This window comes from Streptomyces sp. TLI_053, assembly GCF_900105395.1.
Lineage (GTDB): Bacteria > Actinomycetota > Actinomycetes > Streptomycetales > Streptomycetaceae > Kitasatospora.
In genome coordinates this window covers 1,103,798-1,129,258 of sequence record NZ_LT629775.1, presented here as the reverse complement: position 1 = coordinate 1,129,258, position 25,461 = coordinate 1,103,798, and the positions used below count along the sequence as shown (strand labels likewise).

The window sequence follows — 25,461 nt, the reverse complement described above, 5'->3', positions numbered from 1 at the left end:
ATGGACCTCACCCAACTGCGGCTGGTCGCCCTCGGCCACAGCAGCGCGGGCAAGAGCAGTTACCTCGCCGCGATGTACACCCGTCTCGCGGCCGGCCGCAAGGGCTTCCGGCTGGTCACCGCCGACGCCACCCTCGCCCGTCAACTCACCACCACCGGCAAGCTGCTGGGGCGCGGTGTCTATCCGCCGCCGTCCTCCCGGCGGACGGAGCTGTCGGCCGGTCTCGAGTTCGGCCGCCGCGAGGTCCTCGGCTTCGACTGGACGGACTACCGGGGAGGGGCGCTCACCGGTTCGGCCGCCGACGACCCGGAGACCGCCGAACTGCTGGATCGGCTCCGCCACGCGGACGCGGTGGTCGTCTTCGCCGACACCCAGCGCCTGGTCACCGACCCCGAGTCCCAGGACGAGGTGCGCCGCACCGTGGTACTGCTGCACCGGGCCGTCGACGAGCAGCCGGCACCGCTGCCCGTCGTGCTCGTCTACACCAAGGCCGACCTGGTCACCGACCCCGCCGACTGGGCCCGCGCCCGGGCCGCGGCGGCCCCCCTGGAGGAACTGCTCGTCAGTGGCGGCCGGGTGCGCGGGACGGCGGTCGCCGTCTCCTGCGGCACGACGACGCGCGGCGTCGCCGTGCCCGTCCTGTGGTGCCTGTCCACCCTGCTCACCCACCGGGCGGAGGAGGTGGCCGAGAGCCTCGGGTCGACCAAGGCGCTGATCAAGGACCTGCGCAAGGAGGCCAACGGGATCGACAGCATGGTCTCCTGGTTCAAGGGGGTGGAGAGCGCGGCCAAGCGGCTCAAGTACTGGGAGGGCGTCGGTCGGGAGGAGAAGGCCGAGCTGGCCCGGCTCGGCCGCCCGGCGCGCCGCCTGGCCCGGCTGCTGGACAGCGAGCAGCGCGGCACCGTGCCCCCGGCGGACGCACCGGTCTCGGCCGCCGCCCGATGACGGCCGCCCCGCCGCAGAGCGGCCGACTCGCGCCGCTGGTGGCCGATTTCACCGCCGGGCTGGAGGAGCAGCTGCCCCCGGGACCGCCCGCCGCGGCGGTGCGGGCGGCCCGCGAGCGGCTGGCCGGCGGCGCCCTGCGGATCGCCGTCGGCGGCCGGATGAACGCGGGCAAGTCCACCCTGGTGAACGCCCTGCTCGGGCGCCGGCTCGCCGCGTCCGCCGCCACCGAGTGCACCACCGTGGTGGCCTGGTTCCGGCCCGGACCGCTCAACCGGATCCAGGTCCGCCACCGCGACGGGACCGCGCGCTGGCGGGCGGGCGGCCTGCCGCGCGACCCCCGGGACCTCGGCCTGCCCGTCGAGCAGATCGCCGAGGTGGTGGTCGAGGCCGCCGGACTGCGCCCCGTCGGTGACTGCGAACTCGTCGACACCCCCGGCCTGGACTCGCTCAGCGGCCTCGACGGGCCCGCGCTGGACGCCCTCGCCCGCGCGGACGCGATGATCTACGTCATGCCGCACCCCGGCGCCGGCGACGCCGAGGCCCTCGGCGCCCTGCGCGCCCAGGCCGACGGCCGGATGACCGCGCTCAACGCCGTCGGCGTGCTCAGCCGGATCGACCTGCTCGGCGAGGGCCACGGCGACCCCTGGCCGCGCGCCCGGCAGGTCGCCGCGACCAACGCCGGCCGGCTCGCCGGCCTCGTCGACGAGGTCCTGCCGGTGGTCGGGCTGCTCGCCCAGACCGCCCTCGGGGACGACTTCACCGAACCGGACGCCGCGCTCGTCCGCCGGCTCGCCGACGCACCCGCCGGTGAACTGCGCCGGGCCCTCTACTCCGGCCGGCGCTTCCTCGACCAGGACACCGGCACACTCACCCGGGCCGAACGCGAGCGGCTGTTCGGCCTGTTGGGCGTCTACGGCATCGACACCGCCCTCGCGGCCGCCCGCCGGCACCGCGCCGAGGGGCGGCCGATCGGGGCCGCCGCGCTGCTGGCGGAGTTCCGCGCCGCGTCCGGCATCGCGGCCGTGGTCGAGCAGTTGGGCCGCCGCTTCGTCGACACCGCCGACGTGCTGCGCTCGGCCGCGGCCCTCGGCGCCGTCGAGGCGGCCCTGGGCACCGGCGAGGACCTCCCCGCCGACCTGATCCGGCAGGCCCGCGCCCGGATCGGCGAGCTGCGCCGGCACCCGGAGCTCCGCCGCCACGAACTCGCCCGCGCCCTGGCCGCCGTGGCCGGCCGGCGGATCGAACTCGACCAGGACGCGAGCGGGGCCCTGATCGCCCTCGCCACCGGCCGCACCCCGGCCGCCCGGCTCCGGCTGCCCGAGGACACCACCCCCGCCGAACTGCGCCGGGCGGCGGCGCGGGCCGCCCGCGACTGGCGCCGCCTGGAGGACGGCCCGCTGCGCGACGTCGGCCGGTACGCGCGGATCGCCCGAGAACTGTGCGAGGCCATCTACTTCGCCACTCCACCGGAAGGAACCCCATGACGGACCCCGACCGGACCTGGGACGACGGCCGCCTCCACCTCGAGGACGTCATCGAGGCCGCCGACCACACCGCCTACGAGTCCCCGTCCGACTACTACCACGGCGACGACGGCCACGAGCCCGACCCGGCTCCGGACCACGACCGGTCGGCCGAGGACGGCTGGTGAGCCGGGGCCGGGCGTTCTGACCGGCGCTCAGTGGTGCGGGCCGTGCCACCAGTGGCCGGCGCCGGGGTCGTGGTCGGGGTGGTCCGGGGAGGCGAAGGGGTCGTGGTGGTCGCCGTGCTGCCCGTCGTGGCCGCCGTGGTCCTCGCCGTACGGGGTGCCGGTGTCCTCGTGGTGGGGGCCGTGGTGGTGCGGGTCGGTGGACCAGGCGTCGGTGCCCCAGCCGTCGTGGTGCCAGGTGTCCTCGTGGAGCGGCGTCCCGTCCTGGTGGGGGGAGTGCTGCCCGCCGTGCCGCCCGTGCGGCTCGTCCCCGTAGCCGTCGTGGTCACCGCCGTCGTGGTCACCGCCGTCGTGGTCACCGCCGTGCGCGTCGTGGCCGTGCTCCCCGTCGTGGTCGCCGTGCCCGTGCCCGTCCCCGCCGTGCCGGCCGTGGTCCTGGTGCCCGTGGTCGTGGTGCCCGTGGTGCCCGTCGGGGTCCCCGTCGTGGTGCGGCGGCGGGTCGTCGTGGTGGCGGGCCGGCGGGGTCGCGCCGAGGGCGATCCCGGCGGCGGCGTCGCCGAGGCCGCGCAGCAGCGCCGAGCGCCGGTCCCGGCGCGGGGTGCCGGGCGCGGACGGCGGGGGGAGCACCACCAGCGCGCCGTGCCGGGGTGTGCCGAGCCAGGCCTTCGTCTTGAAGCGCTTCGCCGGGACGGCCACCGTGACGCTCGTGAAGTCGTCCACGGGGAGGCCGCCGGCGCCCGCAGCGAAGGCGTCCGCGAACAGGTCGTCGGTGACCACGAGCGCCAGATCGGTGTCCGGCGTGTCCTTGAGCGCGGACCGGGCGTGCTCGCAGTCGAGCAGTCGGCAGGCCGTCTCCACGGCGCGGGCCACGTACCCCAGGGCGGCGCGCTGCACCCCGCCCTGGGCGAGGGCAGCCCGGACCCGGAGCCGTCCCGCCGTCCCGGGTGCCCGGTTGAGGGTGTGCAGGGCGTCGCGCAGGCCGAGGACGAGACCGGGCAGCGCCTTGGCCTCGTCGACGTCGGGCGGCAGCAGGAGCAGCTGCCCGTCGCCCCGGTCCTGGGCCTCGCAGCGCGCCCGGTCGACGCCGGCCCGCCCGCAGGCGTGGTCCAGGGCGCGGTCCAGCCGCTCCTGGACGGCCTGCTGCACCCAGTAGGGCCGGCCGCCGTACGCCTCGATGTCGACGACCAGGACGACCCGGCGCAGCCTGGGGGAGAGGGCGCCGCTCATGCCCGGCCGCCCCGGTCGGCGGGGAGCGCGAGTCCGGCCGCCGCGGCGAGCGGGGCGCGGTCCCGGACGACGAGCCCGCGGTAGCCGGTGCGGACGGCGCCCTGGTCCCGGAGGGTGCGCAGGGAGCGTTCGACGCTGGCGGCGGACAGCCGGGCGAGCGCCGCCAGGTCGGCGTGACTGAGCGGGATGTCGATCCGCGAACCCTGTTCGGTGGGCACGCCGCAGGAGTCGAGCAGGATGAGCAGGGTGCGGGCGAGCCGGGCGAGGCCGGTGCCGTGGCCGACGTCGATCCGGTAGCGGGTGGCCAGGCGGAGTTTGCGGGTGACGGAGCGCTGCAGCGCGAGCGCGGCGGCGGGGCGGTCGGCGAGGAAGTCGAGGAAGGCGGCGGCGCCGATCTCCCTGGTGGTGCTGGTGCGGACGGCGAGCACGCTGGCGGAGCGCGGTTCGCCGTCCAGGACGGCCAGTTCACCGACGAGTTCGCCGGGCTGGCGGATGGCGAGCAGGGCCTCGCCGCCGTCCTCGGTGGCGGCCACGACCTTCACCCAGCCGCTCAGCAGGACGACGACCCGGTCGCCGGGCTCGCCCTCGATCATCAGGGCCTCGTTGTGCGAGTAGACCCGTCTGGTGCCCAGGCCGTGCAGGGTCCGCAGGTCGTCGGTGCCGAGCCCGGTGAACGGGCCGCGTTCGAAGGGAACGACCGGGGCGGTGCCGGGTCTTGCCCGCCCCGCCGCCCCGGTCCGGTCGCGCGAGCTGTCCATGCTGCCTGCCCCCACCCGGTCGGCAACCCGCCCCGACCGGGGCGATTCCGTACGGAACATAGCGCACCGCCCGCCGCGGTGTCAGTCCCGGAGCGCCGTGCGCATCCGGTCCGCCCGGGTCCGGGTTCGGTCGCCGACGAAGCACAACCTCTTTACGTTGTCGGTTGGTTGACGATGCGTCAGGATTTGGGGGAGCGAGGCGCCGGGTTCCGGGCCTCGGACCGGAGGGGGTAGGACGGTGTTCTCAGGAATACGCCCGCGCAGGATCTGCGCGGTGCTCGGCGCGGCCGTCGCGCTGTCGATCGGCGCCGGTGGGGCGCTCCCCGCCTCGGCGGCGGCGCCCGAGGGGATCGTGCAGGGAGAGGGCTCCTCGGAGGCCGTCCCCGGCACCTATCTGGTGGTGCTCGAGCCGGCCGCCGCGCAGCGCAGTCAGCTCGCGGACAGGGCGGCGGCGCTGGCCCGCTCGTACGGCGGCACGGTGCGCCGTAGCTTCGACGCGGCACTGCCCGGCTTCTCGGCCGCGCTGACGCCCCGGCAGGCGCGCCGGCTGGCCGCCGACCCGTCGGTGGCGGTCGTCTCGCAGAACCGCCGGGTGCGGGCGGACGGCGTGCAGACCTCGCCGGGCTCCTGGGGGCTGGACCGGATCGACCAGCGGCGCTTCCCCTACGACGACCGCTACAGCTACCCGGACACCGCAGGCGCAGGGGTGACGGCGTACATCATCGACACCGGGGTGCGGATCACCTCGGAGGAGTTCGAGGGGCGGGCCTCGTACGGCTACGACGCGATCGACGGCGACGACGTCGCGGACGACGGCTACGGCCACGGCACGCACGTCGCGGGCACGGTGGCGAGCAGTTCGTTCGGTGTCGCCAAGGCCGCGAAGATCGTCTCGGTCCGGGTGCTGAACGACGACGGCGAGGGCACCACCGAGCAGGTGGTGGCCGGGATCGACTGGGTGACCAGGCACGCCGTCCGTCCGGCGGTGGTCAACATGAGCCTCGGCAGCGAGCCCGACCCGGCACTGGACGCGGCGGTGGCGGGCTCGATCGCCACGGGCCTGACCTACACCGTCGCGGCCGGCAACCAGAGCGTCGACGCGAACGAGCACTCCCCGGCCCGGGTGCCCAGCGCCATCACCGTCGGCGCGACCGACCGCGACGACACCCAGGCGTACTTCTCCAACTACGGCCCGCTGGTGGACTTCTACGCGCCCGGTGTGGCCATCACCTCGGCCTGGTACGTGAGCGACCTCGGTGGTTTCGGGGTCGAGATGTCGGGCACCTCGATGGCGGCCCCGCACGCGGCGGGGGCCGCCGCGCTGTACCTGTCGTCCCACCCGGCCGCCACGCCCGCCCAGGTGTCCGCGGCCCTGACCTCGGCGGCGACCGTCGGTTCGCTGCGCGAGCTCGGCCAGGGTTCCCCGGACCGGCTGCTGTACACCGGCACGGTGCCGAACCGACCGCGCGGCCCGCTGTTCGCCCAGCCGGCGCCGGTGACCTTCGACGGGAAGGGCACCTTCGTCTCCCCGGTCACCGTCACCGGCGTCGCGGGGAAGGCCCCGCGCGACCTGGACGTGGCCGTGGACATCGACTACTGGTGGCGCGGCGACCTCAAGGTGGAACTGGTCGCCCCGGACGGCGCGGCGTTCCTGCTGCACGACACCGACATCGGCGAGGCCTACTCGAACTTCGTCGGCCTGTTCGGTGTGGACGCCTCCGCGCACACGGCGGCCGGGGTCTGGCGGCTGCGGGTGACCGACGTCGGCGGCTACTTCCCGGGCACGATCAACAGCTGGTCGCTCCGGTTCTGACCGGCGCCCGGCCGGGCGGCCGGCGGTTCCGGCCACCGCCCGGCCGGGCGCTCAGCAGGTCTCCAGGGCGGCCGCCTCCTCCCGGACCAGCTCGCGCAGCGCGGCGAGCCCGGGACGGCGGTCGTCCAGGCGCCACTGGAGCTCCAGCGGGAGCGTGGCCCGGCCCGCCAGCCGCACCGTGACCACGTCCCCGGTGAGGTGGCCGGTCATCGAGGCGGGCACGAGGGAGAAGGCCCGGCTCTGCGACAGCAGGTAGAGCCGGGAGCCGACGATCCGGGCCGGGCCGACCAGGACCGGCGGCTCCACCCCGCGTTCGGCGCACAGCCCCAGGACGTGGTCGTAGTAGCGCGGGCTCTGTTCGCGCGGCCACAGCAGCAGCGGCAGGTCGCCGAGCTCGTCCAGCCGGACGGCGTCCCGCCCCGCCAGCGGATGGTCCCGGCTGAGGGCGACGTGCACCGGCTCGTCGGCGATCCGCTCCCGCCGGTAGCCGGGGACGTCGTCGAGGAAGCGGCCGAGGCCGAGGTCGGCGAGTTCGCCCGCCAGGGTGGCGGACACCCGGCCGGTGTCCACCGAGAGTTCGGCCAGGACGAGTTCGGGCAGCTCGCGCTCGGCCCGGCTCACCACGGCCGGCAGCAGCCGGTTGACCACGGTCGGGGAGGCGACGATCCGCGCCGTGCCGAGCCTGGTCTCCTCGTGCAGCCGCACCCGGGCGAGCAGCGTGCCGGCCTGCTCCAGCAGCCGGGCCGATTCGGCGGCCATCACCTCCCCGGCCGAGGTCAGCCGCACGGACCGGCGGCTGCGGTCGAACAGCTCCACCCCGACCGTCCGCTCCAGCCGGGCGACCTCCTGGCTGACCGTCGGCTGGGAGATGTGCAGGCGTTCGGCCGCCCGGCCGAAGTGCAGGGTGTCGGCCACCGCGAGGAAGACCTCCAGCTGGCGCAGGGTGAGACTCGTAGCCCGACTCATAGTCCGGAGTCTATGAGAAGGGCCGGTATTCATTCTGGATCCCGATGTGATCGCTCCCTAGGCTGAGCCCACCGCTGCCACACCGTGGTGGCAGCCTCACAGGGAGCGAACGCCATGACCGGACTGCCCATCCGCATCTCCCAGGAAGTCGCCGAGGCCGTCGCCGCCGGCGCCCCCGTGGTCGCCCTGGAGTCGACGATCTTCACCCACGGGCTGCCCCGGCCGCGCAATCTGGAGGTCGCGCTGGAGGCGGAGCAGCGGCTGCGCGCCACCGGCGTCGTCCCGGCCACCATCGGCGTCCACGCGGGCGTGCCGACGGTCGGCCTGTCCACGGCGCAGATCGAGGAGCTGTCGGCGGCCGAGGGCCTCGACAAGGCGAGCCTGCGCGACCTCCCGGTGGTGGCGGCGCTCGGCCGGCACGGCGGTACCACCGTCGCCGCGACGGCCTTCCTCGCCCACCGGGCCGGCGTGCGGGTCTTCTCCACCGGCGGCCTCGGCGGCGTCCACTTCGGCGCCTCCGAGAGCTTCGACGAGTCCGCCGACCTGACCACCCTGGCCGCCACCCCGGTGACCGTGATCAGCGCCGGTGTGAAGTCGATCCTCGACATCCGGGCCACCCTGGAGCGCTTCGAGACCCTCAACATCCCCGTCATCGGCTACCGCACCCGCCGCTACCCCGGCTTCTACGTCACCGACTCCGGCCACGAGATCGCCTACCGGGTCGACACCCCGGAGGAGGCGGCGCGGGTGATCGAGGCCCGGGACGGCCTCGACCTGCCGCAGGCCGTGCTGATCGCCAACCCGGTCGACCCGGACAAGCAGCTCCCGCCGCGCGAGCTCGACGCCCTGCTGGCCCGCGCCTGGGCCGAGGCCGACACCCGGGGCATCAAGGGCAACGCCGCCACGCCGTTCCTGCTCGACTTCATCCAGCGCGACACCGAGGGCCGCAGCCTGGACGTGAACATCGAGGTCTACCGGGGCAACGTCCGCCTCGGCGGGGAGATCGCCACCGCGCTGGCCGCCGCCCGGAACGAGGGCTGACCGGTGCTGGGAGTGCTCGGCGACCTCGTGGAGGACGTCGTCGTCTGGGTGGCCGGACCGCTGCGGCACGGCACGGACTCGGCCGCCCGGGTCTTCCGGCAGCGCGGCGGCAGCGCCGCGAACGTCGCGGCCTTCGCCGCCGGGCAGTGCCCGGTCCGCTTCCTCGGCTGCGTCGGCGACGACCCGGCCGGCGGCGGCCTGGCCGCCGAACTGGCCGGCCACGGTGTGGACGTGCGGGTCGCGCACCGGGGCCGCACCGGCAGCATCGTGGTGCTGATCGACGACGCGGGCGAGCGCACCATGCTGCCCGACCGGGGCGCGGCCACCCTGCTGGAGACCGTCCCGGACGCCTGGCTGGACGGCCTGACCCATCTGCACGTGCCCGCCTACTCCTTCGACGGCGAACCGGTCGGCACGACCGCCGTCGACGCGCTGCGCCGGGTCCGCTCGGCCGGTGGGACGACCTCCCTGGACGCCTCCTCCACCGGGATGCTGGAGGGCTTCGGCCGCGAGCGCTTCCTGGCCCTCGCCGAGCAGCTGGCGCCGACCCTGCTGTTCGCCAACCGCTCCGAGTCCGCCTACCTGGGGCTGCTCGTCGACGGGCGGCCCGGTCCGGAGCGGGCCCGGCTGGGGGCCACCACGGTGGTCACCAAGTCGGGGGCGGAGGCGACCACGATCGACGTGCCGGGCTCGGCCCCGGTCACCGTGCCGGTCCCGCCGGTGGGCGAGGTCCGCGACCTCACCGGTGCGGGCGACGCCTTCGCGGCCGGGTTCCTCGCGGCGTTCCTGGACGCGCGGCTGACGGGGGCCGAGCCGGGTGCGCAGGGAGCGCCGGGCCTGCGCGAGGCGGCGGCGCGCGGCCACCGCTGCGCGGCGCGGGTGCTGGCCTCGCCCGGGGCCTCCTGCACGGAGGACTGAACCGGGGCGCCGTCCCCGGCCCGCCAGGTCCGTTCCCGTCGCACCCGCGACCAGGGCGGACCGGGCGGGCGGTCGGGGTGCGGCCGGGGAAGGCAGCGATGCCGGGGCGCCGCGATCTAGGTCATGACCTGACCTACACGGCTCCTATCGTGGTCCACGTCGGACGGAACGGCCCGACGCACCACGGCAACCACGAAGGCGGAGCACCATGAACGGCACCACGACCACCACCACCGTCGCGGCCACCGGCGAGCGCGCCGACCTGCTGGAGCAGTTCACCAAGCAGCGCGAGTTCCTGCGCTTCACCACCCGGGACCTGACGGACGAGCAGGCCGCGCGCCGGACCACCGCCGGCGAACTGTGTCTGGGCGGTCTCGTCAAGCACGTGACGAACTGCGAGCGCACCTGGGTGGACTTCATCCTCGAGGGCCCCTCCGCGATGCCCGACTTCGCGAACATGACCCAGGAGGACCTCGAGCGCCGCACGGACGAGTTCAAGCTGCTGCCCGGCGAGACGCTCGCGGGCGTGCTCGCCGACTACGCCGAGACGGCCCGCCGCACGGACGAGCTGATCGCCGTGCTGCCCGATCTCGACGCCTCGCACCCGCTGCCGAAGGCCCCGTGGTTCGAGGCGGACGCCCGCTGGTCCGCCCGCCGGGTCCTGCTCCACGTGATCGCCGAGACCGCGCAGCACGCGGGTCACGCCGACATCCTGCGGGAGTCGCTGGACGGCGCCAAGACCATGGGCTGAGGCCGCCCCGCCCGCGGTGGGCGTGCCCCGTTGTCCGGGACACGCTCACCAACGGCGCAGGGTCCGACGGCGGGGGCGACGGGTCGGGTACTCAATGGCTCGTCCCATCGCCACCCGAAAGGGGTTCGTCATGACCTTCGCCAAGTCCGCCGCCCGGGCCGTCGGCTCCGTTCTGCTGCTCGCCGCCCCCCTGCTCGCGCTGCCGCTCGCCACCGCGCAGCCGGCCGCCGCCGAGGGCCCGCACAACGCGAAGGAGGCCGCCGTCTGCCGCCAGATGCTGGGGAGTCTGCTCGGTTTCGCGGGTGCGACCACGAGTGCCGTCTGCGCCGTCCAGCCGGAGGACGGTGCGCCCACGACCCGCTGAGGCAGGGCCTGTTGCGGGCCCGTGCGGGGGCGTCGCCCGGGTGGGCCGGATGCAGTCGAAGGTCAAGATCATGTAATGATGTTACTGACGGGTTATCGCGTGATGTCCCGTCAGTGAACCTCGCACGACCGTAAGGAAGCACCATGCGTCGACGCATTCCCGCCCTCGTCCTGACCGCCGTCCTGGCCGGCGGCGGCCTGGCCACCGTGGCCCAGGTCGCCACCGCCCAGCCCGCCGCGGCCGGTTCGATCAAGGTGAACATCAACCAGCTGCGTCAGCAGGTCTCCGACCTGCGCCAGAAGGCCGCCACCCTGGACCACTACGGCGCCCACGCCGAGGCCGCCAAGGCCCGGGCCGAGGCCAACGCCATCCAGCGCCGGATCGACCAGCTGGAGAAGTCCGAGCGCGAGTCGGGTCGCCGTTTCTGACGGTCGCCCACCGACAACCGCACAGCGACGGCGCCGCCCGTCCCGCCCGCACGGGCCGGGGCGGGCGGCGCCGCCGCGTGCGGTCGGTGAACCACCTGCGGCGCGCGCCCCGTTCGCGCGCCCGTGATGCTCCGGGCACGAACCGGCCATTCTCGTGCGAGGTCCGGGACCCTTCGGCGGCCGGGCCCGCGGGCGTGTGTGGCGGGTGTCGGGGGCCTCCGCGTGCGCGTGTCGCCCGTCGCCGGGTGGCCGGATACCCGCTCGACCCCGCGGGGTGCCGATGGTTAGTGTCGGACCGAAACTTACGGTGACCGACCGGACACGCTGGGCATCCGCATCCGTGTGCGTCCGGGCGTCGGCCGTCCCTCCGCTCGAAGGGGAGCACCCCATGCGATCCATCACGACGACGAGGCCGCTCGTCGCCCTCGGCCTGGCCCTCGGCATCGCTGTCGGTGGCCTGGCCGTCGGTGGCGCGGCCACCACCGCCGCCGCCACCACCACCTCCGTCGCGGCCGCGCCGGCCGTGCGCGCCGTCCAGAACTTCGGGCTCAGCTCCGCGCAGGCCGGGAACGTGCAGAACTGGCTGAAGCAGAACTGGGGTTACAACGGCGCCATCGACGGGCAGCTCGGCACCGAGAGCTGGAAGGCGTTCCAGCGCAACCTCAAGCAGTTCTGGGGCTACCCCGGAGCCATCGACGGCATCCCCGGCACCGAGACGGTCAAGGCGCTGCAGCGGCTGCTGAAGGACGGCGGCTGGGGCTACAGCGGTGCGATCGACGGCATCGCCGGTGCCGGTACCCGGGCGGCGTTCAAGAGCTTCGCCGACGGCATCTGACCGCCGGGCCGCCCGGCCGCCGGGCAGTTGGGCAGTTGGGCCCCGAACCCCCGGGACCCCGAACCCCCGGGACCCCGGGACCCCGGGACCCCGGGACCCCGGGACCCCGGGACCCCGGGACCCCGGGCCTCCGGGACCCCGGGACCCCGGGACCCCGGGCCTCCGGGACCCCGGGACCCCGGGCCTCCGGAGCCGGGCGTACCGTCCGCCGCCACCCGTCGGCGGACCGTACGCCCGGCCCGCGCCGGTTGCGGTAGGGTGACGGACGCCGTAGCGGAACACGAAGAACGGGGAGGTGAGAACCCATGACCGCTGTGCCGGATCGGGTGCTCCCCGGCCGTGACCACGGCGCCCCCGCACAGGTGCACGCCCGGCCCTGAAGCCGGCCGTACCGCGTGGGAGCGTCCGCCGTCCGGCGAGATGTGCGCGGAGAGCCCCGGGTCGGACGACGTCCTCCCACCTGTGCTCCTAGGGGTTCCCTTGCCTGTCCACCCGTCCGCCTCCCTCCGCTCCTCCGTGACCGCCAGGCTGCGTGCCGCCGGCTGCGTCTTCGCCGAGGACGAGACACGCATCCTGCTCTCCGCCGCCGACACCCCCGCCCGGCTCGCCGCCATGGTCCGCGACCGCGCCGCCGGCCGTCCGCTCGAACACGTCGTCGGCTGGGCCGAGTTCGCCGGTCTGCGGATCGCCGTCGACCCCGGGGTGTTCGTGCCCCGGCGGCGCAGCGAGTTCCTGGTCCGCACCGCCGCCGCGCTCGCGCGCGAGCACGCGCAGGTCGTCGATCTGTGCTGCGGCAGCGGAGCCCTCGGCGCGGCGCTCGCCGCGACGGCCGGCCACCCCGTCCGGCTGTGCGCGGCCGACGTCGACCCGGCCGCCGTGCGCTGCGCCCGCCGCAACCTGGCCGGGTCCGCGGCCCCCGGTGCCGAGGTGTTCGAGGGCGACCTCTTCGACGCCCTGCCGACCCGCCTGCGCGGCCGGGTGGACGTCCTGCTCGCCAACGTCCCCTACGTGCCCACCGCCGACATCGAGTTCCTTCCGGCCGAGGCCCGGGTGCACGAGGCCCGGCCGGCCCTGGACGGCGGCGCCGACGGCCTCGACGTACTGCGCCGGGTCGCCGCCGAGGCCCCGCACTGGCTGGCCCCGGGCGGTGCGCTGCTGTTCGAGACCAGCGACCAGCAGGCCGGAGCGGCCCTCGGGGTGGTCACGGCGGCCGGGCTCACCGCAGCCCTGGGCCACGACGAGGACCTCGACGCCACGGTGGTGACGGCCGTGCGGCCGCCGCTCGGGACGCCGTAGCCACCCGGGCCGGACCGCGGCGGCCGGCCGCGGTCCGGCCCCACGGCGGAGGTCCGGCCCGGACGCCCCCGCGGTGCCGTAGACGCGCACACATGCGGCTGAGCGCGAGGACCATGTCGGCGCGGTGGCGCGCGGAGTTGACTGATGCCCATGAACGAGAACACGAACAGCAACCAGCAGCCCGCCGCCACCACCACTCCCACCGCCGCCCGGACCGTCCTGGTCACCGGCGGGACCGGCAAGACCGGCCGACGGGTCGCCGAGCGCCTCACCGCCCTCGGCCACACCGCCCGGATCGGCTCGCGCACCGCACCGATCCCGTTCGACTGGGAGGACGACACCACCTGGGACGCCGCTCTGGAGGGCGTCGGCGCCGCCTACCTCGCCTACTACCCCGACCTCGCCTTCCCCGGCGCGGTGGAGACCGTCGGCGCCTTCGCCCGGCGGGCCGCCAAGGCGGGCGTCGGCCGCCTGGTCCTGCTCTCGGGACGCGGCGAGGAGGCGGCGCAGGCGGCCGAGGCGGCGGTCGCCGAGGCCGGTACCGGCTGGACCGTGGTCCGCTGCGCCTGGTTCGACCAGAACTTCTCCGAGAGCTTCTTCCTGGAGCCGGTGCTCGCCGGTGAACTGGCGCTGCCGACCGGGGTCGCCGTCGAGCCGTTCGTCGACGTCGACGACATCGCGGAGGTCGCCGCGGCGGCGCTCACCGAGGACGGCCACGACGGCGAGGTGTACGAGCTGACCGGGCCGCGCCTGCTCTCCTTCGCGGACGTGGCCGCCGAACTGTCGGCGGCCACCGGGCGCGAGATCCGGTTCACGGCCGTCTCCCTGGAGGAGTACCGCGCGTTGCTGGCCACCGTCGGCCTGCCCGGCGAGTTCGCCGACCTCTTCTCGATGGTCCTGGACGGACGCAACGCCCATCTGGCGGACGGCGTCCGGCGCGCGCTCGGCCGCCCGGCGAGGGACTTCGCGGACTACGCGCGGGCCGCCGCGGCGACCGGTGTCTGGAACGTCTGAACCCTCCGGCCCCGCCCGGCCCTGCCCCCCGCCCAGTCCTGCCGCCTCTCCCGGTCCGGGGATCCGTTCACCGCGATCCCCGGACCGCCCGCCGCCACTCCGTGCCCTCGACCGCCCTCCACATCCTCCGGAGCCCGCCATGTCCGCCGCCCTCGGTGCCGCCCCCGTCCGTGACCTCGCCGCCGCGACCACCACCGCCTCCCGCGCCGTCGGACCGGTGCTGGCCGCCGCCACCGCCGCGACCGGCCTGATGGCCGGCCTCTTCTTCGCCTTCGACGTCGCCGTCATGCCCGGCCTCGCCGCCGGCGACGACCGCACCTTCGTGACCGCGATGCAGCACATCAACGCGTCCATCCTCAATCCGGTCTTCGGGGCGGTCTTCGCCGGCGCCCTGGCCCTGCCGGCCGTCGGCACCTGGCTGCTGCACCGCTCCGGGCAGCGCGCCGCCACCCTGTGGACGGCGGTGGCCTCCCTGCTCTACCTCGCCGCGCTCGTCCTCACCTCCGCCGTCAACGTCCCGCTCAACGACCGCCTCGCCGCGGCCGGCGACCCGGCCGCCGTCACCGACCTCGCCGCCGTGCGCGCCGCCTTCGAGCCGACCTGGACCACGGCCAACATCGCCCGCACGGTGCTCTGCACGGCCGCCGCCGTCGCCCTCACCCGCGCGCTGCTGCTGCACCGCCGCCCGGGGTCCCGTTGACGGGGGGCCGTCGGCGGTCGGCCTCCCCACCGTGGGCCCGGCGGCCGTGGGCCTTCCCGCCGCGGGCCTTCCCGCCGCGGGCCCGGCCGCCGAGGGTTGGTCGGCCCCGGGCCGGTGGACCGTCCGCGAGCCGCTGACCGCCCGTCACCTGTGCCCGGTCCGACCGACGTCACCGGCACCCGGACCACCGCCGCGTCTAGGCTGTCCCCTCATGGACACCCTGACCGGGCTGCTCGACGGCCCCAAGGCGCGCGGCGCGTTCCTGCTGCGCTCCGTCCTCAGCGCGCCCTGGGCCCTGCGGATCGAGGACCGCGCACCGCTGTCGCTGATCACCATGCTGGACGGTGAGGCCTGGATCCTCCCGGACGGGGCGGATCCGGTCCTGGTGCGGCCGGGGGACCTCGCCCTGCTGCGCGGGCCGGAGGCCTACACGGTCGCCGACCACCCGCGGAGCGAGCCGGACATCCTGATCGGCCCCGGGCAGATCTGCTCCCGGGACGGCGCCAGTGTGGCCACCTCGATGGCGCTCGGCGTGCGGACCTGGGGAGAGACCCGGCCGGACGACGACCGCCCCTCGGTGATGCTGTCCGGCACCTACCTGGCCGAGCACGAGATCGGCCGCCGGCTGCTGGGCCACCTGCCGACACTGCTGGTGCGGCCCGCCGGGGCGGACACCACCGAGGACACCCTGGTCCGGTTGCTCGCCACCGAGGTCACCCGTGCCGAGCCGGGGCAGGAGGTGGTGCTGGACCGGCTGCTGGACCTGCTGGTGGTCGGGGTGCTGCGGAGCTGGCTCGCCGCCCCGGACGGTTCGGCGCCCGGCTGGCTGCGCGCCCAGGCGGACGAGGTGGTGGGCCCGGCGCTGCGGCTGCTGCACGACGATCCGGCCCGGCCGTGGACGGTGGCTGCGCTCGCCACCGAGGTCGGGGTCTCCCGGGCGGGCCTGGCCCGGCGGTTCACCGCGCTGGTCGGCGAGCCGCCGATGGCGTACCTGGCGAACTGGCGGCTGGCGGTGGCGGCGGACCTGCTGCGCGACCCTGGGCTCACCGTCGCGGCGGTGGCCCGCCGGGTCGGGTACGGCGACGCGTTCGCGCTCAGCACCGCGTTCAAGCGGGTGCGCGGGCTGACCCCGCAGGAGCACCGCCGGCTGGCTGCCTCCGCCGAGGCGGGCGAGGAAGCCGAGGCGGGCGGTGCGGCCGTCGGCCTGCCGGGCGGAGCGGAGGGCGAGGCCGCGGGCGACGCCCCGGCCGGGCCGTCGCCCGCGGCGCGGTCGGCCGCGGTCCCGACCACGGTGGTGCTGGCCGCCGGCTGACCGGTCGGTGGTCGGTGTTGCGGGTGCGGGTGCGGGTGCGGGGCCGTGCCGCGACGCCGTCGGCCCGGTTCTCAGCTCGGCCGCAGGTGGCAGTGCAGGACCAGCGCCCAGCAGAGGAAGCCGAGGGCCGCCGTGGACAGCAGCGCCCGGGCCGCGTTCCACCGCACCCACCTGGCCCGGAACGGCCCGTACATCCGCGCCGCCTGCCCGGTGCGGTCCGGTCGGGCGGTCGGGCCCGACTCCCGGGCCGGACCCAACTCTCCGGCCTGCTCCGCCAGCGCCTGGTTCAGCGGGAGGTTCACCATCCTGGTCACCACCAGGGAGGCGGTGTAGCAGACCAGCGCGCCGACCGCCGCCGGAAGCACCCGACGGCCGTCGCTCGGCAGGTGCAGCACGACGGCCACGCTCGTGAAGACCAGCGCGCCGACGAATCCCACCAGGAACCACCCGTTGAGGATCGCCACGTTGAGCCGCTGCATCACCTGGGCGACCATGAAGTCCCCGGTGCTGCCGAGCCCGGGCGTCACCGAACAGGCGTAGGTGTAGAACAGTCCGGCGGTCAGTCCGGTGGTGACCGTCGCCGCCACCAGTGCGAAGACCCGCATCGCCTCCATGTCGTCCCTGCCCCCGTTCGTTCGCCCGGAACCGCCCGGTCGGAGCGGCCCGCGTGCCGATCATCCGTCATCGAACTGCCGTTTGCCCACCGAATTGGCGGATACACACCCGATGATGACGGATGGTCATGTCAATCGCGGCCGGAACCCGTCGCGGAGGCGGATCCTCCGGTGTGCGGGGCGAGCGCGGCGTACAGGGACTCGACGGTCCAGTGGCCGGCCGCGCCCGGCCGGGTGGTGAGGTAGACGCTCGCCCGGCGTGCGGACCAGCCGTGCGCGTCGGTCAGTCCGGCGGCGATGGCCCGCAGGTAGCGGGCCCGCGGGGCGTTCAGTTCGGCCTCGGCGAGCCTCCACGGGGCGGTGACGGTCAGCACCGGGAGGCCGTCCAGGGTGCCGAGGCAGACCAGGGTCCGGTAGCGGCCGGGCCCCTGCTGGTCGCGGCCGGTCCGCAGTACGGTGCCCAGGTCGAGGTCCGTGCCCGGCCCGCCGCCGGTCTCCTGGGCGGCGATGTCGCTGAACTGCCCCGCCGTCAGCAGATGGGCGCGGGCGGGCGCGGTGCCCGGTCCGTACGGGTCGTAGAACGCCATGCCGCCGCCCCAGACCCGCGACTCCAGGGCGAAGTAGAGACTTCCGGGCAGTCGAACGGGCACCGACCGCCGCGGCGGCCGGCCGTCCCGGCAGCCGGGGTACTCCCGGGCGCCGTCGGCCGGTCGCCCGCCGCCCAGGTAGCAGGCGAGCCGCTCGGTGTGCATGTTCGAACCGTAGGCGGCGTACCAGACCGGACCGTCCTGGCCCGGGGCGTCCGCGGCGTCCGCCGGGTCGACGGGCCATCGGATCGGCAGGATCGGTCGGATCGGTCGGATCGGCAGGGAGTCCTCCACGGCCGGTGACGCTACCCGCCCTCGGGCGCGTTACTCGTGGAGCACACTTTCGAGTGGACCGGGTATGACGGCCCTGGACCGGGGGGTAGGGCGCCGGCATGACGACCCGCGGACCTCAGGACGCGCCCTGGCGCGCGGACGGCCCGCCGTGCCCGGGCGGGAGCTGCTGCCCGGGCGTCCTTCCCGGCGTCGTGGTCGGCGTTGTGGCCGGCTCCGCCTCCGGCGCCGCGCCCGCGTCCGGCGTGTCCGGCGTGTCCGCCGCGATCGCCCCGGCCGGCGCGCCGGGTGCGCGCCGACCGGGGCGTCCGGGCGGGGGTGGGGCGGATCGGGCCGGGTCGGGTGAGGCCGGGGAAGTGCCCCGCGGTCAGCGGCCGCTGGAGACCGAGGCCGCCGGGCGAGCGGCGGTCGCGGTGGCGGCCGGGGCGGGCCCGCCCTCGGTGCCGGGGGTGACGGTGACGAAGGCCGCGCGGCCCTTGCACTGGGCGTTCTTCTCGGCAGTGGTCATCTTGCGGGCGTTCCAGGTGACCACGCCGGCCTCCTGCGGGACCGGTCCGGTGCCGGAGAAGTTCTTGACGTACCAGACGTAGTGGCCCCAGTGCTTCGACTTGTAGTGCAGCTCGTAGGTGCCGCTGGCGGACTGCAGGTGGGTGTTGCGGTCGACCCAGCCGACCTGCCCGGCCGGCACCTGGAGCGTGGTCTCCTCGGCGAAGGTGTCCGCCCAGGCCCACTTGTGGCCGTAGGTGGCCTTGAACGTGACCTCGAACTTCTCCAGGAAGTCGAATCCGGCCGTCACCGAGATCTCGGTCGAGACGGTGTTCTCCCCGCTGGTCTGCTCGGTCCAGGTCATCTTCCTGGTCTGCGGGGTGGAGGAGCAGTTGTAGCCGCGGGCCACCTCGTGCGCGCCGCCGTACGTGTAGCTCGCGTTCCCGGTCGGCCGGAAGTCGCAGCTCTCGGTGGCCTTGCCGCAGTCCTTCAGCAACTGGGCGACGGTGGGCGACTCGCCGTAGGTGAAGTCGATCGAGCTGGCCCGGTCGTTGAGGTCGCCGATCCAGTCCTGGTCGCCGACCTGGTAGCCGGTGTTGGCGCCGGAGAAGTCGGTGTGCTCCCAGTGCCGCACCTGGCAGTTGTTGAAGGTCTTGTAGGAGCTGATCCGGTCGTTCCAGTCGGCGCCCAGGGCCAGCTGCCAGCGGGCGCTGCCGCAGGCGGAGGGGCCGGTGACGCTCAGGCTGGCGCCACCGAAGTTGCCGTGCTCGTACTCGGTGGACAGCACGACGGCGGCAGCGGCCGCCGCCGCTCCGGGCCGTGCGTCCCGCGCCCGGTTGCCGACCGCCTCGCCCGCCCGGTCGATCCGGTCGGCGAACGACGGGTCGGCCATCGCGGTCTCGACGTCCAGCGGAGCGTCGGCGACCAGACCGCCCGTGGCGGCGGCGATGGCCTGCCGGTAGGTGTCGAAGCAGCGCAGGTCGCCGCCCTCGACACTGACCGTGCAGTGCTGGGGAGCTCGGGTGGCGGCGGTCGCGGTGGCGGGGGCGAAGGCGAGCAGGGAGCCGGCGGCGGCGAAGACGCCGACGGACTTGAGGTGGCCGGTGCGCATGGGACGGTGGTCCTCTCCGGAACGGGGAAGCGGGCGGACGGAGCACGGGCGCGCCGGGGAACGCCGGCACGGACGGGTGCCGGGGAGCGTGCCGTCGGCGTTCCGGTGAGTGCGCGGCCGCCTCCGTCGACGGAGACCATAGGGGCGCCCGGTGGCCGCCCGGCGACCCCTTGAGCGAAATCTGAGGATGCGGCGGAGGATGCGTCCCGACGGGCACCGGCCCCGCCGTCGGGCGGCATCGGGACCGCACAGGTGGCGACCCCGAAGTGCTTGTTCCGGAGCGGAGTCGGCGACTGTCCGGACGTGTACGACAGGCCGGTGCCGGGTTGCCCCGGCGTCTGCCCACTCGGGCACACGGCCGTCACCCGTGCCGTTGCCACGGGACCGTCGTGGCCGAGGGGCGGCCGGTTCAGCCGGCCGTCGGCTGCGGGTCGGTGGCCCGAGGGCCGGTGGGCCGCGGCTCGGTCGGTTCCGCGACGGCGGGCCCGGGCCCGGTGCCGGTGACGGTGCGGCCGGAGGTGCGGGCGGCCAGCGCCTGCCGGGCCCGGTCCGCGCGATCGGTACCGGCGGCGGCGTCCAACTCCCCGCCGTCCGGGTGGAACCACGCCCAGTCGGTGATCTCCCCGTCCCGGCAGCCGAGCCGGACGGTCTCGGGGTCGGCCGTGCCGAAGTCGTGGAAGAACTGGACGATCGGGTGGTCCGCGCCCGGCTCGGGGTGCCGCCAGAACACCGCCAGCAGCGGCCCGGCAGGCCGGTCGAGACCGGTCTCCTCGCGCAGCTCGCGGGCCGCCCCGGTCGGCGAGTCCTCGTGGGTGTCGAGCACGCCGCCGGGGAAGTTCCAGGCCGCGGTCCGCGGCCGCCGGTCCGGTTCCCGGACCCGGGGCTTGACCATCAGCAGCCGCCCGTCCGGGGCGGTCACCACGGCAGCCGTGCACAGCCACGAGCGCGGGGTGGTGGCCAGCCACTGGGCGCGCGGCAGATGCGGTCGCGCCGGGCCGTGGGCACGCAGGAACCGCACCGTCGCGGGGGTGACGCCCGGGAGGTTGTCCGTGAAGAACCAGGCATGCGTGCTGTGCCGGGGGAGGGCGAGCCGGTCCAGCGCGCCGGGCGCGTGCGCCGACAGCGCGTACACGTGCCGCAGCGCCGGTTCCGCGGTGTCCTCGAACACCCCGACCGGGCGCTCCGCCACCCCGGCCGTCCCACAGCTCTCGGCCAGCGCCCGGACGGCGCCCCGCGCCGGGTCCTCGCCCGGGCGCACCGCAGCGGACGGCAGCTCCCAGCGGCCGTCCGGGCGGCGCAGCAGCAGGACCCGGCCGAGGGTGTCGGTCACCAGCGCGGCGGCGACGGGGACGGACCCGTCGGGCACTCCGGTGACGGAGGCGCCGACGACGGACGGCTCCGCGCCGGGAGCCCCGGTCGGCGGCAGGGGACTGGGGGAACCGTGCACCTGGAGGTCTCCTTGGGCGAGGGGGATCAACGGGCGGGGAAAGGGGGACCGGGCCGGGTCTCAGGGGGCGCCCGCCTGGCCGCGTCGGGTGTCCCCGGCGGCCCCTACCCGCCCGGATCCGGGGCGGAACGCCCACCGCCGCTCCGCCCCGGAGGCCCGCACGGTGGTGGCGCGGCGCGTCCGGGTCCGTCCGCCTTCCGCGCCCCGTGCGCCGGACCCGGTCCTCGTGCCCGTGCCCGTCCCCGGCCCCAGTCACATTCCCGGCCCCGGCCCCGGTCCCGGCCCCGGTCCCGGCCCCGGACCCGGACCCCGGGGGCCGCTGTCCTCCCGCCGCTCACCGCTCCCCGCCCGGCGGGGGACTCGGGCACACCGCGGCGGGGTGCCCCGGCGGGGCGGGGTGGCCCAGCAGCGACCAGAGCACCCACCCCGTCAGCCCGTTGCGCACCACGACGACCCGGCTCCAGCGCGTCCCGAGCGGCGAGATCCAGGTGTCGACGATCTCCACCCGCTCCCCGCAGTGGGCCAGGCCCAGCACCGCGCCGTCGACCGAGGGCTCGCGCCGGACATTGGCGGCGTTCACCGTGACCACCCAGCCGCGCGGAGCGCTCTGCGGCGGAGGTCCGGCGTGCCGCTCCGGCTGCGGTGGAGGGTGGTCGGTCCCGGCGGCCGTCGCCGGGAGGACGAGGATCAGCAGGGAGAGCGCGGTCCAGCCGACCCTTCCGGGGTGTGCAGGCATACCGGGCACAACGAGCCGATCCGGCGCCGGCCGACCGCGCGCGCCCACGGCCACCCGGAAGGCTGCCCCGGCTCGCTCGGGCGGGTGCAATCACCGCGCCGCCCGTGCCCTCCGGAATCCGCCCGGCCACGGCTCCCACCCCTGTCCCGCCCCTGTCCCGTCACCTGTTCCGTCACCTGTTCCGTGACCCGCCCCGCCACCTGCCCCGCCACCGGAGCCGTCGGACGTCCCGCCGCGCCGGCCTCGGCGGTTGCGGCTCGGGCCGGACCGGACAAGGACCGGGCGTCCACGGAGCGTTCGGCCGCCCCGGCCGGTCGGCCCGTTGACGGCCCGGGCCCCTACGATGGCGGCCATGAACACTGGGGGGCCGGAGACACGGCTCATCGACAACCGCTTCGAACTGCTGGAACGCCTCGGTGGCGGCGGCATGGGCCTGGTCTGGCGCGCCCGGGACACCATGCTGCACCGCGAGGTCGCGCTCAAGGAGGTCCGCCCGCCGGACCCGGCCATGGCCGCGGCCAACCCCGAGGCCGCCCACGAGCTGCGCGAGCGGGTCCTGCGCGAGGCCCGCGCGCTCGCCCGTCTCCAGCACCCGCACGTCGCGGTGATCCACCACATCGTCGACACCCCCGACCACCCCCACCCCTGGCTGGTCATGGAGCTGGTCAGCGGCGGCAGCCTCGCCGACCGGATCGCCCGCGGCCCGCTCACCGTCCCGGAGGCCGCCAGGATCGGCCGCGGCGTGCTGTCCGCGCTGTGCGCTGCCCACGCGGCCGGCATCCAGCACCGCGACGTCAAGCCCGGCAACGTGCTGCTGCGCGCCGACGGCACGCCCGTCCTCACGGACTTCGGCATCGCCGCGATGCAGGACGCCAACACCGCGCTCACCGCCACCGGCGCGCTGATCGGCTCGCCCGAGTACATCGCCCCGGAACGGATACGCGGCGAGGAGGGCAACCCGTCCTCCGACCTCTGGTCGCTCGGCATGCTGCTGTACGTCGCCGTCGAGGGCCACCACCCGCTGCGCCGCGGCACCACCCTGGCCACCCTCGCCGCCGTCCTGGACGAGCCGCTGCCGCCGCCGACCCGCTCGGGTTCACTGGGGCCGGTGCTGGCCGCGGTGCTGGCCCGCAATCCGGCGGTGCGGCCCGACGCCGCGCAACTCGACCGGGCCCTCGCCGCCGCCGAGGCGAGCGCCGGTCCCGGTCCGGCGCAGCCGCAGGGCTCCTGGCAGCCGACCTTCCTGGACACCCCGCGCCCGCCGGCCGGTCCGGACCCGACCGCGGCCTTCGGGGCGCCGAGCCCCGGCTTCGGGACGCCGAACCCGGCCTTCGGCACCCCGAACCCGGCCTTCGGCACCCCGAACCCCGCTTTCGGGACGCCGAACCCGGCGTTCGGCACCGCGCAGACCGAGTACCCCCTCCCGAATCCCGCCCACGGCGGTGAAGCCGCCACCGACGGAGGGCACGTCGGCACCACCGGCGCCCAGTACCTGGGAGCCACCGGACCCACCGTGCCCCCGCCGCCCGCCCGCCGCCGCACCGGCGCCACGGTGACGCTCGCCGTCGCCGGGGTGGCGCTGGCGAGCGTGCTGGCCTGGAACCTCCGGCCGGACAACGACGGTCCGGGCGGTACCACGGGCAGCACCGGCGCGGGCTCCGCCCCCAAGGGGACGAACGCGCCCGCCGACCCCGGCGGCCCCCCGGCATCGACCGGAACCGCCGCGCCCACCGGCCCGGACACCACCGCCTCCGCCGCCCCCACGGCGAAGCCCTCGCCCAGCGCGCCGAAGAGCACCGCACCGGCCAAGGACCTGCTCACCCCGGACGGCATCCGCACCGTCGTCGCCGCGATCACCGCGCAGAGCGGCACCACCAAGGTCAAGCAGCTCTCCGTCTACCCGGAGTACGCGAGCGCCCAGGTCCCCACGGCCGACGGTCGCGGCTACGACTGGTACGACTACCGCAACGGCAACATCGCCAAGCGACCCGGTGGGTCGATGGCCAAGGAGAAGACGGTCGATCTGGCGCAGTACGACTGGGACACCGTCCCGGCGCTGCTGAAGAAGGCCAACGAGACCCTCAACGTGCCGAACCCGACCAGCCGTTACCTGTTGATCGACATGTGGTCCGACGGCTACGCCTGCATCCGGGTCTACCTGTCCAACGAGTACCACAACAGCGGCTACCTGCTGGCTGACTACAAGGGGACCGTGCGGCGCACCCTCCCCGCCGACTGAGTCGGCCGCCGTCCGCCCGGCCTCCTCCTGCGCGGCCGGGTCCGGCCCCGCCGGGCCCGGTAGGCCCACGGACGGTGGCGGGCAGCCCCGGCCCGGACGATGCTGGACTCGTTCCGGGGCGCCCCCGGCGTGGGCCTCCGGCCGCTCCGGTGCCGCCCCGCCCCCGAACGAGGAGCCGTCGCGACCATGAGCGAGAACCACCACGTCCTGCTGCTCGACTTCACCGACGCCGCCGCCTGCCGCGCCGCCTTCGACGAGGCCGAGCACCTGCCCGGCCTGCGGCAGTCCGCGATCGTCGAGCGCGGGGCGGACGGCACCCTGGACTTCCCGGCCAGCCAGGTCCGCGGCGCGGGTGTGACGACGGTCGGCGCGGGGGTGGCCGGCGGCATCGCCGGGCTGCTCGGCGGCCCGATCGGCGTCCTGCTGGGCTTCGTGGCCGGGACCGCGCTCGGCAACGCCGCCGAGACCTGGCGCGACCACGAGGGCGGCGCCGGCCTGATCGTTCTCGGCGAGGAGGTGGAGGACGGGCACTCGATGCTGGTGCTGGACACGGTCGAGTCCTCCCCGGAGCCCGCCGACGAGCTGGCCGCCCGGCACGGCACCACCCTCCGCCGCCTCCCCGCCGACCAGCTGGCCGCCCGGGTGAAGGCGGCCCGCCGCGCCGCGGAGTCGTAGCGGCGGCGGACCGCCCCGGGCCGCCGGCACGCTCGGCCGAGGGCCGTGGCCACACGCTCAGGCGAGGGCCGTGGCCAGCAGGGCGAAGGCGGCGACGATGACGGCGACCCGGGCGTAGTGGTAGCGGTCCCAGCGGTCCTGCTGCTCCTTCCAGTCGGCGGGCCGGTTCTCGGGCGTCCACGTCCTGCTCCGGTTGTTGATCGGGACGAGCAGCAGCACCGACATGAGGACACTCAGGACCAGCAGGGCCGCGGCGACGACGACCAGCCCGGCACCGGGCCGCTGCCACCCGGCCGCGGCCCAGACCGCGCTGAGGACGACCGAGGTGATGTACCAGACCGGCATCAGGGCGCCGAGCATCCGGCCGCCGTGGGCGCGGCCGAGCTGACCGGCGTCCTCGGGCAGGGCGCCGAGGATCGGGTTGACGACGAAGGCGACGCAGAACTCCACCCCCACCATCACGCCGACGACCACGGTGGTGACGACCTCGAGTGCGTTGAGCATGACGGCCCCTCCTGGGATCTAGCGCTGCTAGCTGTCGATGCAACGCTAGACCTGCTGCCGCTCGATTGTCTAGCAGTGCTAGAATTCGCTCATGTCGCTACAGGAACGCAAGCAGCGCGAACGGGCGGACCGCGCGCGGCTCATCGTGGCCACGGCCCGCGAGCTCGCCGAGCAGCAGGGCTGGGACGCGGTCACCACCCGCCGCCTCGCCGAGCGCATCGAGTACAGCCAGCCCGTCCTCTACAGCCACTTCCGCGGCAAGCGCGAGATCATCGGCGCCGTCGCGCTGGAGGGCGCCGGCGAGATGGCCGCGGCGCTGCGGACCGCCACCGCGGCCGCGGACGGCCCCCGGGCCCGGGTCGTCGCCCTGGCCCGGGCCTACCTCGAGTACGCCGAACGCAACCCGGCGGTCTACGACGCCATGTTCCAGCTCGACGGCGGCCTGGCGTTCGCGCGCGAGGACACCCCCGCGCCGCTGAAGGACGCCTTCGCCGCCCTGCTGGAGAGCCTCGGGGAGGTCGCCGGGGAGGGGGTCCACCCGGCGCTGTTCACCGAGACGGTCTGGGCGGCCCTGCACGGGCTCGCCACCCTGACCCGGGCCGGACGACTGCCGCCGGAGCACACCGGGCACCGGGTCGAGCTGCTGGTGGACCGGCTCGCCGTACTCTGACCCGCCGCCCGCCCGGCAGCGGTCCCCGTCGAGCGCGAACCGTTACGCTCCCGCGGCGTGCGGGCGCGCCGGGCGGGGGAGACTG

At 75.8% G+C, this 25,461-nt stretch carries 25 protein-coding genes and 1 pseudogene; 17 read left to right on the top strand and 9 right to left on the bottom strand.

Features of this window, described 5'->3' with window-relative positions; all coding sequences use genetic code 11:
- Genes BLU95_RS04230 through BLU95_RS42105 form a run of 3 tightly spaced genes read left to right on the top strand, consistent with a single transcriptional unit; the run spans position 1 to position 2,596 of the window.
- On the top strand, positions 1-945 hold the full coding sequence (locus BLU95_RS04230; protein ID WP_093858757.1) for a TRAFAC clade GTPase domain-containing protein: 945 nt from the start codon (positions 1-3) through the stop codon (positions 943-945).
- A complete protein-coding gene (locus tag BLU95_RS04225) occupies positions 942-2,429 on the top strand; it encodes a dynamin family protein (protein WP_093858756.1) in 1,488 nt (495 codons plus the stop codon). The genes BLU95_RS04230 and BLU95_RS04225 overlap by 4 nt, the downstream gene beginning before the upstream one ends.
- Positions 2,426-2,596 carry a hypothetical protein gene (locus BLU95_RS42105; RefSeq protein WP_159424765.1) on the top strand — a complete coding sequence of 57 codons (171 nt, stop codon included), beginning with the start codon at positions 2,426-2,428 and terminating at the stop codon, positions 2,594-2,596. Before BLU95_RS04225 ends, BLU95_RS42105 begins: the two co-directional genes overlap by 4 nt.
- A gap of 27 nt (positions 2,597-2,623) precedes the next feature.
- Here BLU95_RS42105 and BLU95_RS42100 read toward each other — a convergent pair whose 3' ends face one another.
- Positions 2,624-3,820, bottom strand: coding sequence for a hypothetical protein (locus tag BLU95_RS42100; RefSeq protein WP_159424764.1), 1,197 nt, complete (start codon positions 3,818-3,820; stop codon positions 2,624-2,626).
- The gene (locus tag BLU95_RS04215) at positions 3,817-4,578 is read right to left on the bottom strand and encodes a Crp/Fnr family transcriptional regulator (RefSeq protein WP_159424763.1); all 762 of its coding nucleotides are present in this window, start codon (positions 4,576-4,578) and stop codon (positions 3,817-3,819) included. Before BLU95_RS04215 ends, BLU95_RS42100 begins: the two co-directional genes overlap by 4 nt.
- Before the next feature lie 238 nt (positions 4,579-4,816).
- Here BLU95_RS04215 and BLU95_RS04210 point away from each other — a divergent pair, with 238 nt between their 5' ends.
- A complete protein-coding gene (locus tag BLU95_RS04210; protein ID WP_231978275.1) occupies positions 4,817-6,391 on the top strand; it encodes a S8 family peptidase in 1,575 nt (524 codons plus the stop codon).
- Positions 6,392-6,442: 51 nt separating this feature from the next.
- On the opposite strand, the gene BLU95_RS04205 is transcribed toward BLU95_RS04210, so the two are convergent.
- Complete coding sequence (locus BLU95_RS04205) at positions 6,443-7,357, bottom strand: LysR family transcriptional regulator (RefSeq protein WP_159424762.1); 915 nt, start codon at positions 7,355-7,357, stop codon at positions 6,443-6,445.
- Between the two features lie 114 nt (positions 7,358-7,471).
- Between BLU95_RS04205 and BLU95_RS04200 the strand changes: the two genes are divergently transcribed.
- From BLU95_RS04200 to BLU95_RS04150, 10 genes and pseudogenes are all read left to right on the top strand, one after another.
- Positions 7,472-8,398, top strand: coding sequence for a pseudouridine-5'-phosphate glycosidase (locus BLU95_RS04200; RefSeq protein ID WP_093858753.1), 927 nt, complete (start codon positions 7,472-7,474; stop codon positions 8,396-8,398).
- 3 nt (positions 8,399-8,401) lie between these two features.
- Complete coding sequence (locus BLU95_RS04195; protein ID WP_093858752.1) at positions 8,402-9,316, top strand: carbohydrate kinase family protein; 915 nt, start codon at positions 8,402-8,404, stop codon at positions 9,314-9,316.
- Between the two features lie 208 nt (positions 9,317-9,524).
- Positions 9,525-10,067: a DinB family protein gene (locus BLU95_RS04190; RefSeq protein ID WP_093858751.1), complete on the top strand. Its 543-nt coding sequence runs from the start codon at positions 9,525-9,527 to the stop codon at positions 10,065-10,067.
- Between the two features lie 130 nt (positions 10,068-10,197).
- A complete protein-coding gene (locus tag BLU95_RS04185; RefSeq protein WP_093858750.1) occupies positions 10,198-10,431 on the top strand; it encodes a hypothetical protein in 234 nt (77 codons plus the stop codon).
- Between the two features lie 143 nt (positions 10,432-10,574).
- Positions 10,575-10,859, top strand: a complete 285-nt coding sequence (locus tag BLU95_RS04180; RefSeq protein ID WP_093858749.1) for a hypothetical protein — start codon at positions 10,575-10,577, stop codon at positions 10,857-10,859.
- A 388-nt stretch (positions 10,860-11,247) separates the two neighbouring features.
- The gene (locus BLU95_RS04175) at positions 11,248-11,694 is read left to right on the top strand and encodes a peptidoglycan-binding domain-containing protein (RefSeq protein ID WP_093858748.1); all 447 of its coding nucleotides are present in this window, start codon (positions 11,248-11,250) and stop codon (positions 11,692-11,694) included.
- 480 nt (positions 11,695-12,174) lie between these two features.
- Positions 12,175-12,990, top strand: a complete 816-nt coding sequence (locus BLU95_RS04165; RefSeq protein ID WP_231978274.1) for a putative protein N(5)-glutamine methyltransferase — start codon at positions 12,175-12,177, stop codon at positions 12,988-12,990.
- A 150-nt stretch (positions 12,991-13,140) separates the two neighbouring features.
- The gene (locus BLU95_RS04160; protein ID WP_231978273.1) at positions 13,141-14,004 is read left to right on the top strand and encodes a Rossmann-fold NAD(P)-binding domain-containing protein; all 864 of its coding nucleotides are present in this window, start codon (positions 13,141-13,143) and stop codon (positions 14,002-14,004) included.
- A gap of 139 nt (positions 14,005-14,143) precedes the next feature.
- Complete coding sequence (locus tag BLU95_RS04155) at positions 14,144-14,704, top strand: anthrone oxygenase family protein (RefSeq protein WP_093858745.1); 561 nt, start codon at positions 14,144-14,146, stop codon at positions 14,702-14,704.
- Positions 14,705-14,915: 211 nt separating this feature from the next.
- Positions 14,916-15,872 (top strand): annotated as a pseudogene (locus BLU95_RS04150) (AraC family transcriptional regulator); the annotation flags it as partial.
- 215 nt (positions 15,873-16,087) lie between these two features.
- Here the strand turns inward: BLU95_RS04150 and BLU95_RS04145 are convergent.
- The 5 genes from BLU95_RS04145 to BLU95_RS04125 all read right to left on the bottom strand — a co-directional run bounded on the left by BLU95_RS04145 (position 16,088) and on the right by BLU95_RS04125 (position 21,288).
- The gene (locus BLU95_RS04145; protein WP_231978267.1) at positions 16,088-16,621 is read right to left on the bottom strand and encodes an anthrone oxygenase family protein; all 534 of its coding nucleotides are present in this window, start codon (positions 16,619-16,621) and stop codon (positions 16,088-16,090) included.
- 140 nt (positions 16,622-16,761) lie between these two features.
- Positions 16,762-17,511: a histone deacetylase gene (locus BLU95_RS04140; protein ID WP_502689796.1), complete on the bottom strand. Its 750-nt coding sequence runs from the start codon at positions 17,509-17,511 to the stop codon at positions 16,762-16,764.
- Between the two features lie 364 nt (positions 17,512-17,875).
- The gene (locus BLU95_RS04135; protein WP_093858742.1) at positions 17,876-19,105 is read right to left on the bottom strand and encodes a beta/gamma crystallin family protein; all 1,230 of its coding nucleotides are present in this window, start codon (positions 19,103-19,105) and stop codon (positions 17,876-17,878) included.
- 409 nt (positions 19,106-19,514) lie between these two features.
- The gene (locus tag BLU95_RS04130) at positions 19,515-20,552 is read right to left on the bottom strand and encodes an NUDIX hydrolase (protein WP_093858741.1); all 1,038 of its coding nucleotides are present in this window, start codon (positions 20,550-20,552) and stop codon (positions 19,515-19,517) included.
- Positions 20,553-20,886: 334 nt separating this feature from the next.
- Complete coding sequence (locus BLU95_RS04125; RefSeq protein WP_093858740.1) at positions 20,887-21,288, bottom strand: SH3 domain-containing protein; 402 nt, start codon at positions 21,286-21,288, stop codon at positions 20,887-20,889.
- Between the two features lie 352 nt (positions 21,289-21,640).
- On the opposite strand from BLU95_RS04125, the gene BLU95_RS04120 reads away from it, so the two are divergent.
- Positions 21,641-23,527: a serine/threonine-protein kinase gene (locus BLU95_RS04120; protein WP_093858739.1), complete on the top strand. Its 1,887-nt coding sequence runs from the start codon at positions 21,641-21,643 to the stop codon at positions 23,525-23,527.
- A 186-nt stretch (positions 23,528-23,713) separates the two neighbouring features.
- Complete coding sequence (locus tag BLU95_RS04115; protein WP_093858738.1) at positions 23,714-24,202, top strand: hypothetical protein; 489 nt, start codon at positions 23,714-23,716, stop codon at positions 24,200-24,202.
- A gap of 57 nt (positions 24,203-24,259) precedes the next feature.
- Here BLU95_RS04115 and BLU95_RS04110 read toward each other — a convergent pair whose 3' ends face one another.
- A complete protein-coding gene (locus BLU95_RS04110; protein ID WP_093858737.1) occupies positions 24,260-24,706 on the bottom strand; it encodes an anthrone oxygenase family protein in 447 nt (148 codons plus the stop codon).
- A 91-nt stretch (positions 24,707-24,797) separates the two neighbouring features.
- Here BLU95_RS04110 and BLU95_RS04105 point away from each other — a divergent pair, with 91 nt between their 5' ends.
- The gene (locus BLU95_RS04105) at positions 24,798-25,376 is read left to right on the top strand and encodes a TetR/AcrR family transcriptional regulator (RefSeq protein ID WP_093858736.1); all 579 of its coding nucleotides are present in this window, start codon (positions 24,798-24,800) and stop codon (positions 25,374-25,376) included.
- Positions 25,377-25,461 lie beyond the last annotated feature (85 nt).